This is a genomic window from Veillonella sp. ICM51a, assembly GCF_000524355.1.
GTDB classification, from domain to species: Bacteria; Bacillota; Negativicutes; order Veillonellales; family Veillonellaceae; genus Veillonella; species Veillonella atypica.
This window is the reverse complement of the sequence record NZ_JAPX01000038.1, coordinates 19,589-31,539: the sequence shown is the minus strand read 5'-3', so window position 1 is coordinate 31,539 and position 11,951 is coordinate 19,589. Positions and strand designations below refer to the sequence as shown.

General features: G+C 38.2%; 12 protein-coding genes and 1 tRNA gene. All 13 read left to right on the top strand.

Going from position 1 to position 11,951, the window contains the following annotated elements; genetic code table 11:
• Positions 1-2,505: hemagglutinin repeat-containing protein (locus HMPREF1504_RS10550; RefSeq protein ID WP_232203333.1), on the top strand; the 2,505-nt coding region annotated here is incomplete at its 5' end.
• A complete protein-coding gene (locus tag HMPREF1504_RS06880) occupies positions 2,502-3,329 on the top strand; it encodes a hypothetical protein (protein ID WP_038124642.1) in 828 nt (275 codons plus the stop codon). The genes HMPREF1504_RS10550 and HMPREF1504_RS06880, both read left to right, overlap by 4 nt.
• Positions 3,330-3,421: 92 nt before the next feature.
• Positions 3,422-3,919 (top strand): preQ(1) synthase, encoded by a 498-nt coding sequence (gene queF, locus HMPREF1504_RS06875; RefSeq protein ID WP_038124640.1) that lies wholly within the window; start codon positions 3,422-3,424, stop codon positions 3,917-3,919.
• Position 3,920: 1 nt separating this feature from the next.
• Positions 3,921-4,724, top strand: a complete 804-nt coding sequence (locus HMPREF1504_RS06870; RefSeq protein WP_038124637.1) for a hypothetical protein — start codon at positions 3,921-3,923, stop codon at positions 4,722-4,724.
• Between the two features lie 228 nt (positions 4,725-4,952).
• Positions 4,953-5,564, top strand: coding sequence for a serine O-acetyltransferase EpsC (epsC, locus tag HMPREF1504_RS06865; protein ID WP_009661741.1), 612 nt, complete (start codon positions 4,953-4,955; stop codon positions 5,562-5,564).
• Between the two features lie 249 nt (positions 5,565-5,813).
• Complete coding sequence (locus HMPREF1504_RS06860) at positions 5,814-6,248, top strand: DNA starvation/stationary phase protection protein (protein ID WP_038124636.1); 435 nt, start codon at positions 5,814-5,816, stop codon at positions 6,246-6,248.
• 50 nt (positions 6,249-6,298) lie between these two features.
• Positions 6,299-6,389 (top strand) — tRNA-Ser (locus tag HMPREF1504_RS06855).
• Between the two features lie 134 nt (positions 6,390-6,523).
• Positions 6,524-7,258, top strand: coding sequence for a hypothetical protein (locus HMPREF1504_RS06850; protein ID WP_038124634.1), 735 nt, complete (start codon positions 6,524-6,526; stop codon positions 7,256-7,258).
• 18 nt (positions 7,259-7,276) lie between these two features.
• The gene (locus HMPREF1504_RS06845; RefSeq protein WP_038124631.1) at positions 7,277-8,536 is read left to right on the top strand and encodes an Nramp family divalent metal transporter; all 1,260 of its coding nucleotides are present in this window, start codon (positions 7,277-7,279) and stop codon (positions 8,534-8,536) included.
• 187 nt (positions 8,537-8,723) lie between these two features.
• Positions 8,724-9,335, top strand: a complete 612-nt coding sequence (locus HMPREF1504_RS06840; RefSeq protein ID WP_005375495.1) for a hypothetical protein — start codon at positions 8,724-8,726, stop codon at positions 9,333-9,335.
• Positions 9,313-10,038 carry a YaaA family protein gene (locus tag HMPREF1504_RS06835; protein WP_038124630.1) on the top strand — a complete coding sequence of 242 codons (726 nt, stop codon included), beginning with the start codon at positions 9,313-9,315 and terminating at the stop codon, positions 10,036-10,038. The genes HMPREF1504_RS06840 and HMPREF1504_RS06835 overlap by 23 nt, the downstream gene beginning before the upstream one ends.
• Complete coding sequence (hydE, locus tag HMPREF1504_RS06830; RefSeq protein WP_016476061.1) at positions 10,025-11,161, top strand: [FeFe] hydrogenase H-cluster radical SAM maturase HydE; 1,137 nt, start codon at positions 10,025-10,027, stop codon at positions 11,159-11,161. The genes HMPREF1504_RS06835 and hydE overlap by 14 nt, the downstream gene beginning before the upstream one ends.
• 121 nt (positions 11,162-11,282) lie before the next feature.
• The gene (locus HMPREF1504_RS06825; protein ID WP_016476060.1) at positions 11,283-11,948 is read left to right on the top strand and encodes a hypothetical protein; all 666 of its coding nucleotides are present in this window, start codon (positions 11,283-11,285) and stop codon (positions 11,946-11,948) included.
• The last annotated feature ends 3 nt before the right edge of the window (positions 11,949-11,951 follow it).

Sequence of the window (11,951 nt, the reverse complement as noted above, 5' to 3'; positions counted from 1 at the left end):
GGTGAAACAATTTCAGGTAAAACAGTCAAACTAGTGGCTTCCAATGATGTATCTTTACAAGCGGCAACAAATACAAGTGAAACGCTTGAAAACGCCAAAAGTAAAGGCTGGTCTGTTGGGGCTAATATAAGTGTTGCTGGTGGCGGTATACTTGGATTTGATGCAAGTGCTAATGCTGCAAAACAAAAGGGTAATACAAAGGTAACAACACATACTGGTACTACTGTTGTAGGTTCGGATGCTGTTACTATTACATCAGGAAAGGATACCCATATCAGTGGTTCCAAGGTAATTGGTAAATCTGTAACAGCAAACGTAGGTGGCAATCTTTCTATTGAAAGCTTACAAGATACAAAGACATATGTAGGTGAAAGCTCTAATAAAGGGTTTAGTGTATCTACAAATGCGGGTTCTCTAAGTAATGTATCTATGAGTTCAAGCAAAGGTAAAATGAAAAGTGATTATGCGAGTGTTACTGATCAAGCTGGTATTTATGCAGGTGACGGTGGATTTGCAATTAACACGGCTGAAACAACATCATTAACAGGAGCTGTTATAGATAGTACAGCAAACTCTAATAAAAATAAACTTTCTACTGGATCATTAGTTGTTAAAGATATTGAAAATACGGCAGAATATACATCTCGTAATGTAGGTATGAGCTATAATCACGTTGGTAATTTTAAGAACCTTAGTAAAGCAGGGCAAGATGCCGTGTGGAATACATTAGGGAAATTACCTAATCTGTTGCCAGATTCTAGCAAATCGGCTTCTTCTACTACAACATCTGCTATTTCAAATGGTACAATAGAAGTACGAGACGCTAACTTTAATATGCAAACACTGTCCCGAGATACAAAAGATAGCTTGAATAAGCTTGATGAAATCTTTGATAAAAAGAAAATTGAAGAACGTCAAGAATTATCTAAACTATTTGCAAAAGAAGCCTTTGGCCAATTACATAATTGGAATCCAACCTCTAAAGAAGGTAAAGCTGCAAAAGCGATAGCCCATGGTGTAGTCGCTGAAGTATCTGCTCGTATGGCAGGAAATAAACCTGGTAGTGGTTTTTATACTGGTGCTACCAATGAAGCATTAATTGGAGAAATTCAAAAAATTGCAAAAGAAAAACCTGATGTAGCTCAAACATTAAGTGCTTTGCTAGGTGCTGCTGTAAATGGTAGCTTAGGTTATTCCTCTGTAACAGGTGCAGCTGAAGCACAATATGGGACTAAGTGGAACAATGGTGGTGCTGTTGCTATAGTAACAAGGGCTCTTCTAGGAAGCAGTGCTGTTGGTTTAACCAATAGTATGAATCAGGTTAGCAGTATAAACAATCTTATACGTAATGCAAGTTGGATTTTAACTATTCCAAGTCCGAGCGTAGTTTCTGTAGATAATTATTCTTATGATGCAAGGCAAGGAAAAAATGAGCTGCTAATTGGTGTATGGCAGGATAATGCAACTAGTGATGCTTCTGTAGTTATACAAGATACCCCAGTATTAGAACAAAGAAGACCCATTGTTGTTGAGGGGCAACAGTATGAATGGGATTTTGCTAAACAATCTTATTATCCGGTTGAGATATATCATTTAAATGGTCAAGTATATAAAAATAATGGTAGTAGAGATATATTAAGTCGTCATTATTTAGATGGTCTCGGTGGAGCACCTAACAGGTATATAGGGTCTGTATATGGTAAGGATGGAACGAATAACTGGGTTATTGAACCGTCGGATTCCCTTTCAAGTAAAGCGGTGCAAGTAAAAAATACGATTACTGGTGAGATTGGTGAAATGTCGTATTCTTACGGTGATATGTATTTGGTTGATCACCCTGAGAGTAGTATTGTTTTGAATCCTAATACTTTACAGTTTATAGTTGCTCAAACTTTACAACCAGTGAGCAAACCATTTGTTTTGGCCTATAGGAATCGTATTTCTAGTATTACACCTGTAAACGTCTCTAATATTGGAAATGAAGGTTGGGTAGATGATTTTACTTTTAATCCTGAATTTTCAAAACCTGAGATACTATCTTCTCCATTAGAGGAGTCTGCTCAGCCTATGGTACTTAAAAGTCCTACTAATGAGAATGCAGAAGTACAAATACTTTCTAGTCCGTTGGGACAAGAACTAAATACAAGCAAGTTGGGTGGATTTGATTTAATTCGACCTAAATTATCCGATTATATATATACTGCATACTCTAAGGAACATCCAGTTTGGGGAGTGAGAGTTCCGCAAGATTCTGAAACAATCCTATCAGATAGAAGTTTATTCGATAGAACGGGTAAGCGCTATGGGGATCATGCTCAAATTTATAGACATAGAGTAACAAAACATTACTATTATAGAGATACTTTTCATGAAGGTGTAGATGCCCATTTAGAAGTATTTGATAAAAATGGAAATCATTTAGGCGAAGCAGATCCTATAACTGGAGTGATGAGGGAGAAATCTAAAGACCCTAAGAAAAAACTTAGAAAGGATTTAAGACAATGATTATGAAACCTATTAAGTCTTTATATAGTAGTTATAACCAAAATGATATATATATGTTAGAACGAATAGGACCATATAGCATAATAAATGATAACCATCAAGGGCTTATTGTGTTGGATTCCTCATGGAATGAAGTGAAAAGAATTAAGGTAAATGAAAATCTGTTTTATCCTGAAGCTAGATATATAGATTACGTTAATAATAGGATGCTTTTTAAGTTGGAAGCATTTTTGTGTTTAGTTGACATTGAAAGTAGTGGGGTTAAACTAATAGAGCTTCCTGATGATCTTCAAGATATATATTTCTCAAACTTACATTGTTTCTGTAAAGATCATATTATGATAGATACGAGTAAGAATGTAGTATCTTTGGATTTGATTGACTTTAAAATTACAGTGCTAGAACTTGCTTCTGTTGATGAATATCCATTTAATGAGTATCAAAATAGATATAATGGAATAGTTATGTATTTTAGAAAGAATAAATTAATCTGTCATGACTCTGGGAATATAATAATTATAGATGGTACAAGCGTTATTGAAATTCCAGATGTAGTTTCTATTAAATACTATCAACTAATAGCATCTAATACATATTTGTTAGCGATTGGTGAAAATCAGCTACAGCTTATCAACTTAGAAAATGCTAGTGAAAGTAAATTTATTTCTTTTGCATCTCCCTGCTATTGTGTTGGTGCAGATATATTTGAGGAACAGGACAAAATCCATATATCTCTTTTATTAAATAATGATTGGGAAGAGTTTGTGCGTGTGGAAGAATATGCTTTTACCTTTGATGAATTGCAAACAAATGTAATGCTGTAGGTCATTCTTTATATGCTATAATTAAGTATTACATGAATTATTTAATATATCTTAATTATAGAAGTTATAGCGTTTATAGAAAGAGGTTCCTTATGGCATCCGGCAGATCTGAAAAAGAGTTACAAGGGGTAACGATGTTAGGTCACAAGACCGATTACCCTACTGATTATGCACCACAGGTGTTAGAGGCGTTTGATAACAAACACCCTGATAATGATTATTTCGTTAAGTTTAATTGTCCTGAGTTCACTAGCTTGTGTCCTATGACAGGGCAACCAGACTTTGCCACAATCTATATTTCTTATGTACCAGATAAGAAAATGGTAGAATCCAAGTCTTTAAAATTGTACTTATTTAGCTTCCGTAACCATGGGGACTTTCACGAGGACTGCATTAATATCATTATGAAAGACCTCATCAAGTTGATGGACCCTAAGTACATCGAAGTATGGGGCAAGTTTACGCCGCGCGGTGGTTTGTCCATCGATCCATATGCAAATTACGGCAAGCCTGGTACAGACTGGGAAAAGACGGCAAAAGAGCGCCTTCATTTCCACGATATGCAGCCTGAACGCGTAGCGTACCGTTAAGATGAATTACGAATTTATAGCGGTCATCTCAGCATTCATATTTTGCTTTGTATTCGGCTTATTATTATCATTGCATCCCACAGCGCTCGTTGTTGGTAATCATAGTTCCCTACATACATACAGCCGATGGACACGGTGGAGTGCTTACGTAGCGTTGATACTATTAGTATTGCGCATCGACATTACTGTAACAGACAGTATGGTGCCGTCTAGCTGGATGTTTAGTGAATGGTTTCAGCTTGTCACCATTATTATATTTGCTCTCGTCCTACTACAAACCCTGGGGTTCGTAGATGTTACACATGGGGAACGAAATGTACAGTTTCACTATTGGCAAGTTGAGCAAGGTTACAGTTCGAACTCTTGGATGGAACGATATTTACAACAGCATTCTGGTCAAGTAGCAGGGGCATTGGTAAATTATTGTTATGTCTTATGGATGACATGGCGTTCTATGTGGCCTGCCATATTGATGTTATTTTGGTATAAACTATGGGCTGTTGAAGTGAATGGCTTGCTTTCACCAATTATATCTAGAAAAGAGCATATGCCAGATGTGGTTTCTTATTTGATAGTAGATCCACATATTTTAACGTATACCTTGGCTGGTTTCTTATGGGGTCATATTGTATTGCATGAACGAAAGAACATCATCCTATATGGCAATAGTAGGGCGTTCCAGTTTGTGCTCTCTAGGCTTATAGTTATCGTGGGTAGTCTTTTATGGATAGGAATTGCCGTTGCCATTGTGACTGTGCCTGTTACGTGGGATTCGGTAATTAACACACTTAGTAAGATACGATAAACTCAGTTATTTCCTATAAACTGCGGACTTTAAAGACCCTCAAAATTCTTGACAGATATATTCCTAGGTGTTAGAGTAGGAATATATTTATAGAGTGTACAAATGATTATACCCAGTGTATAGTTTGGTTATCGTTAAAACCGTGACTTACGCCCTTGGGAGTATCCAAGGGCGTTATATTTTTGATAGACACACTGTTCGTGTAATGAATGTAGATATGGAGTACTTATGATGCAAGGTTTGCGCGAATTATGGGGCAAAATTCAATACAATATTAAACGCGTCATGGATTCTGACCCGGCTGCCACAAATGTGTGGATGGTTATATGGACGTATCCTCATATTACGGCCTTGTTTTGGCATTTCTTTGCGCATCGCCTCTATAAGGCAGGGTGGCCTACATTGGCACGCCGTATAGCACTTCATTCTCGTCATGTAACAGGCATTGAGATTCATCCCGGTGCTACCATAGGTCGCGGCTTATTTATTGACCATGGTATGGGCGTTGTTATCGGTGAAACGGCCATCGTCGGAGATAATGTAACATTGTTCCACCAAGTAACATTGGGCGGTATGTCCTCTAAGAAAACAAAACGCCATCCCACCATTGAAGATGATGTACTCATTGGTACAGGTACAAAAATTTTAGGGGATATTACGATTGGAGCTCGTACTAAAATCGGTTGTAATCTAGTTATAAAACACGATATTCCGAAAGATATGGTTATCTTTGAAACAGATCCAGAAAATATGTATGTTCGGAAGCCTAGACGAAAGAATAAAAATGGCGCATCTAATGATAGCCCATATCCTGAAAACTACATAGAATACTATATATAATATAGATTGGTTTAGACCTCTTGCTGTTAGATGCATATCTGATGGTAAGAGGTTTTTTGTTTCATAAAAATTTCATTGAAAAAAATCGATAAAGTTATTGACAAGGAAAATCATTATTGTTAATATAATTATGTAATCAATATTGATTACAAATTACAGAAATAAATAACAGGCATAAAAGCCGACTGGATTTATCCTGATGTTAGGATAAATTGTAATTGAGAATTAAATGAAAAAGGAGTAATTATTATGAAAAACGTACAACAAGTTAATCAATATTTAGCAGATCTTTCTGTATGGAATGTAAAATTACACAACCTTCATTTCAATGTAACTGGTCCACAATTCAAATCTATCCATGAATACTTGGAATCCATTTATGATGAAGCATTTGAATACTTTGATGCAGTAGCTGAACATGTAAAAATGCAAGGTGAATTCCCATTGGTAAATTCTGTTGAATATGCTAAATTGGCAAAAATCGGTGAACTAGGTCAAGAAAATATTCCTCAACATAAAGTTATCGAAATTTTACTTCATGACTTCAAATATATGAAAGATCAAGCTGCTGCTATTCGTGAAGCAGCTGGTGAAGAAGATAATTTCTTGCTTTCCAACATGATGGAAGACCATATTGAATATTATGTAAAACAAATTTGGTTCATTGAATCTATGTTGAAATAATTCAATTGACAACGCCTTATTGGGTATGATATGATTACCCAGTAAAGCATGGAGGATTACTCAAGAGGCTGAAGAGGACGGTTTGCTAAATCGTTAGGGCGGGTTACCGTCGCTAGGGTTCGAATCCCTAATCCTCCGCCATGCTGAGACCTCACATCGTCTGATGTGAGGTCTTTTTTATTAACCATACAGTGTAAGGAATGGGGATAGAGTTGACGTATTCATATCTGATTGCTTATAATGAATTGTATAAAATTTAATTTAAGGAGACTTTTATGAATACACAATATACACGTCATTTGTCGATGATTCGTCGCGCCCTTAGTATTGGGACCCTTTGCTTCGTGGCATTCTTCGGTGTGGCTCATGCGGAAGACTTTGCAATTCCTAGTGCCCGTCCTGTGGTAGATGGTATGAGTACTGATGATGTAAAAGTCGTATCTGCTGCACATCCTGGTAGCGCTAGCCTTATTACACCAAATGATTGGACATACAAAGCGTTAAAGACGCTGGTAAAACATGGGGCCATTACAGATACACACGGATTTACATTCGATGATAGCACTAGCTATACAAAGGATGAGTTGATGCCGTTACTTGATGAAGTTGTGGAAAAACGGGAACAAATGAACGACAATGATCGTCAATTTGCGTTGCGTATCTACCAAGAAAACATGCGTGATGTCATGGATTATCGCATTGAACGAGACAAGAAAATCACCGAAGAACGCCGTCAAAAATTAGATAAAAAACGAGTTGAGAAATCTGGTAAAGATGTTAAGGTATCCGAAAAACAACAGGAATCTCTCGATGCGGCCACTGATGAAGTAGCAAAACCTAAAGAACGGGCCTTAACAGATGAACAAATTAAGGAAAAAATGAAGAAATTCAAAATTGATGACTCTCGTGTAAAGACTAACGGTGATGTTCGTATTCGCTATACAGGTTCCAAGAATGGAAAATCTAAAGCAGATGCGCGTGTACAAACAGAAATGACGTTCACTCTATAATCCCTGTAAGGGAACAACATGACTAATTTTTTTAAAAATAAGTTGTTTACCGTCCATCAGAATGGCAAACAACATGTTAGTGAAGTATTTAAGTATATCGGACCCGGTATTATTGTAACCGTCGGATTTATCGATCCTGGCAACTGGGCTGCCAACTTAGCAGCAGGTGCTAGTTATGGGTATGAATTGCTATGGGTTGTAACACTATCTACGCTTATGCTTATCTTATTGCAGCATAATGTGGCCCATTTGGGGATTGTGCGGGGGCAATGCCTAGCAGAATGTGCTTATGAATTCTTACCGAAATGGTTATCTCGTACGGTGCTTAGTACGGCAGGGATTGCGGCCGTAGCAACGGCGCTGGCGGAGTTTATTGGTGCTGCTATTGCATTAAAGATGCTCTTTGGTATCCCTCTCGTTATCGGTAGCGTGTTGACGGCTATCGTATGTACAATTATGCTCATTACAAACTCCTATAGTAAATTAGAACGTATCATAGCCGGGTTTGTATCCCTTATCGCATTGGCCTACCTTGTGGAGGTCAATATGGTCGATATCAATTGGGCTGCAGCGGGTATTGGCTGGGTCAATCCGAGCATACCTAATGAATCGATGCTCGTTATCTTGAGCATTTTAGGGGCCGTCGTTATGCCTCATAATTTGTTTTTGCACTCCGAGGTCATCCAAAGTCGTCAGTTTAATCGACAAGATAAGGAGATAATGCATCGCCAGTTGCGATATGAATTCGTAGATACATTATTATCTATGGGCATTGGTTGGATGATTAACTCCGCAATGATTCTATTGGCAGCGGCCGTATTTTTTAGTCATGGCATTGCTGTTACCGAATTAGAACAAGCTGAGGAATTATTGAGACCTTTAATTGGACCTGCTGCAGGTACTATCTTTGCATTAGCCTTGCTGTTTGCAGGTATTGCATCATCGGCGACAGCCGGTATGGCTGGGGCGAGCATATTTGCCGGCATGTTTGGCGAGTCCTATGATATGAAGGACTTTCATAGTCGTTTAGGATTGGGGTTAACATATATTCCTGCACTATTATTGATCCTGTTTATTACGGATTCCTTTCAAGCCTTGCTCGTTTCACAAATGTTCTTGAGTTTACAGTTGCCGATTACCATATTCTTACAACTATATATGACGAGTAGTCGTCGTGTTATGGGTGCTTATACGAACCGCCGATTTACGGGGATTATTCTTTGGGGCATTGGTATTATCGTAACATTGATGAATATTTACTTATTAGTTATAGGCTAATATATACCGCTTGTTTTTGTGAAAGCTTTCACAGAAATAGGCGGTATTTTATTTTGTTTAGAACCAGAACCAAATAGATTTATGAAATGTAGTTGTAGTAACGTATAAGCCTGTGAAATATGGTACAATAAAGAATGGAATTTAATTTGCTACTATAGCAGTTTATATATGTTTTTGGGAGGATTTCATGGCAACAGAAAAAGATATGAATGAATTAAATGCACCATTACAATCTGATTATAAAGAGGTTGTTCGCGACATTGCAGAAGAATTATTAGCGCGTCTTAACATTGAAGAGGATGGCGCTATTATCGATATGTTCCAAACAGGCTCCTTAGATCCTTGGCAATTATTTGTGTTCTTCTCCGCATTAGAACATGCACTTATGGAGTTTAGAACAGACAAACGCAAGAAAACCGTTATCGTTCATGCTCAACCAGAGGCTCTTGTAGGCACAGGACCTGTTGTAACACCGGTATCCACAATGCTTGAGCATATTTTAATGTCTCGCGTAAATGATATGAGCGAAGGTCGTTTAGAAACAGGTTTGCTTACCGTGTCTGGTGAAAGCATCGATTACGAAGGGGTTAATCTTAAGGGACGCCATGTAGTTATCATTTGTGATATCCACGATAATGAATCTCCTTATTTGGCAGAATGCATTAAATTGTGTAAAGAAATGAAAGCTAGTCACGTTGTGGCAGTGCCTCTCATGTTGTGGAATCCAGATCTTATTGACAATTTGACAGAGGAAAGTATCAAGGCGGAATTGTCCCATGAAAATCGTCCTCTCTCCTAGTAAGACAAAAACAATTTCCCATACTGCAGCAGTAATCCGTGATGGTCAATTTCAGCTCCTTATTACGCAAAAGATTGTAAAACATGTACAATCTCTCGATGTAGCAGCACTTGGTAAGGCCCTAAAACTAAAAGGTGATAAGGCACAATCTGTTTTCGATTTTTATGAAGAGTTTGAGTCTCATCCTGTAGGTTTTGCTTGTGAAAGCTACGATGGCATTGCTTTTAAATATTTAGATTGGACAGGACTATCTGATGAGGCTAAGGCTTTTGGTGAAACTCATCTTGCTATTATGTCTGCATTATATGGCGTTGTAGAGCCTACGATGGGCGTCAGAGACTATCGATTAGATATGGTCGATAAGGTAGGGCTTAATTTATATGAAATCTGGCGTGAAGCGGTGGATGCATACTTTCACAAGGAGGATTGGATCCTAAACTTAGCGTCTAAAGAATATGCAAAAATGGTGAACCATCCAAAGGTGGTAACCGTTGAATTTTGGGAATTACGAGGCGATACATATAAACAGATGAGTACGTCCTCCAAAATGAGTCGTGGTATGATGGCGCATGCATGTTTAACGAACCAAGTGAAGCATGTGCGAGATTTACCACGCGAAATTAATGGATTTATCTGCGTTACTGATATTGAATCTATTACCATACCAAGCGAATCGATGACGATTCGTTATGAAAGGAAGTGATGATTTGCAAGTGCAAGATATTCTCACAAAAGACCTCGTCGGCGATGAATGGCTGACAGAGGATGAGCTAAGATTTCTCATGTCTGTAACTGATGAAGAACAGTTGCAGCTAATATATAAAAAGGCGTACGAAGTGAAGGCAAAATATGTACAACCTGTAGCGTATTATCGTGGCCTCATCGAATTCTCGAACCGATGCATTAAAAACTGTAATTACTGCGGTATTCGCCGCGAAAATGATAAGACGGAACGCTTTGATATGAATCGTGAAGATATCATCAAGATGGCGCAGTGGGCGTATGACCATGAATATGGTTCTATTACGCTTCAATCTGGAGAACGTTGTGATGATGTATTTGTCGATTATGTAGTCGATCTTATCCGCGACATCAAAGCCATCGGCGATGGTTCCCTTGGTATTACGATGTGCGTAGGGGAGCAAAGTGAAGAGGCGTACCGCCGCATGCGTGAGGCGGGTGCTAGCCGTTACCTATTGCGCATTGAAACGACGAATAAAGAGCTATATCACAAAATTCATCCTCGCGATGAACTACATTCCTTTGAAACTCGAGTTGAATGTCTACGCCGTTTGCGTCGTGTAGGATTTCAAGTGGGTACAGGCGTTATGATTGGTCTGCCTGGGCAAACAGAGGAAGACCTTGTGAACGATATCTTGTTCTACCGTGATATGGATATCGATATGATTGGCATGGGTCCCTATGTGGTGCATCATGATACGCCATTAGGCCAAGAGGCATTAGCAATGGGCATTGATGATGAGGCTGGTAAATTGCGCCGTATTCAACTAGGGCTCAAGATGATTGCCTTAACGCGTCTATTCTTGAAAGACGTAAATATTGCAGCTACTACAGCGTTACAAGCATTAGATCCACTAGGTCGTGAAAAGGGGCTCGCTGCAGGTGCCAATATTTTGATGCCTATCATTACAATCCCAGAACATCGTGCCAAATATTTGTTATATGATAATAAACCATGCGTGGATGATAATGCAGATAAATGTAAAGATTGCTTGACGCGTCGCGTTATGTCCATTGGTGATACTGTTGGATGGAAGAAAAATGGGGATTCCAAGCATTACGGTAAGCGAACTGGGTCGTTTTAAACACATTGATATAGATTATTGATTAAATTGTTTATAATTTTTATATTTATGTAGAAATATAAATAAAACCCAGATATAATAAGAACATAGTTTATTTTGTTTTATTATATGAGGTGATTTTATGGAAACAAAATGGTATTCTGACTTTTGGAATCTATTGACTCAACCATTCAAGGGTGGTATCGATCAAGTCGTACAGTATGGTACATTGAAAAAGGGCTTCTTAGGGACAGCGCTCTTATGGGCGATTCCTTACATTTTACTAGGTTTGTTTGGGGCCTTGTTGTTCCCATTGCTTCCTAGAAACGAATTTTCTGCTATGGGCATGCTCCTTGGGGCTGGCGTAGGCTTCTTCTTTATTCTAGCCTATATTGCTAGTATCATTTGGTCCTTTGTCATGGTGGCTGTTGGGTCCTATGTATTTAACTGGGTGGCTGTAAAAATGGGCGGTACTGACGATGTACAGTCTGTTATGAAGGTCCAATGGTATCTACAAGGTTATGAAGTATTATTATGTACTTGTGTGTATACAATTGTTTTTATTCTCATGGCTATCTTCGGTGGCCTATTTGGTAGCTCTACATTATCCAAGCTTATTTCTAATTTAGGCTCTTTAGTAATTTTTGTCTTATCCGTGTGGGTAGGCCTTGAATTGATGGCAAGACAAACTACGTTGACTAAGATGCAAGTATTCATTGCCGGTATCGTAACATTTGTTATCTTCGTCATTATTTCGCTTATTTTCATGGCTCTTTTTGGTGGCTGTGCAGCCTTGGTAGGCCGATAATTT

Bases quoted from the DNA above. Each gene is read 5' to 3' on its own strand.
- HMPREF1504_RS06870 (WP_038124637.1), top strand. From the start codon at position 3,921: ATGAATTACGAATTTATAGCGGTCATCTCAGCATTCATATTTTGCTTT.
- hydE (WP_016476061.1), top strand. From the start codon at position 10,025: ATGAAAGGAAGTGATGATTTGCAAGTGCAAGATATTCTCACAAAAGAC.
- HMPREF1504_RS06825 (WP_016476060.1), top strand. From the start codon at position 11,283: ATGGAAACAAAATGGTATTCTGACTTTTGGAATCTATTGACTCAACCA.
- HMPREF1504_RS06880 (WP_038124642.1), top strand. From the start codon at position 2,502: ATGATTATGAAACCTATTAAGTCTTTATATAGTAGTTATAACCAAAAT.
- HMPREF1504_RS06845 (WP_038124631.1), top strand. From the start codon at position 7,277: ATGACTAATTTTTTTAAAAATAAGTTGTTTACCGTCCATCAGAATGGC.
- HMPREF1504_RS06860 (WP_038124636.1), top strand. From the start codon at position 5,814: ATGAAAAACGTACAACAAGTTAATCAATATTTAGCAGATCTTTCTGTA.
- queF (WP_038124640.1), top strand. From the start codon at position 3,422: ATGGCATCCGGCAGATCTGAAAAAGAGTTACAAGGGGTAACGATGTTA.
- HMPREF1504_RS06850 (WP_038124634.1), top strand. From the start codon at position 6,524: ATGAATACACAATATACACGTCATTTGTCGATGATTCGTCGCGCCCTT.
- HMPREF1504_RS06835 (WP_038124630.1), top strand. From the start codon at position 9,313: ATGAAAATCGTCCTCTCTCCTAGTAAGACAAAAACAATTTCCCATACT.
- HMPREF1504_RS06840 (WP_005375495.1), top strand. From the start codon at position 8,724: ATGGCAACAGAAAAAGATATGAATGAATTAAATGCACCATTACAATCT.
- epsC (WP_009661741.1), top strand. From the start codon at position 4,953: ATGATGCAAGGTTTGCGCGAATTATGGGGCAAAATTCAATACAATATT.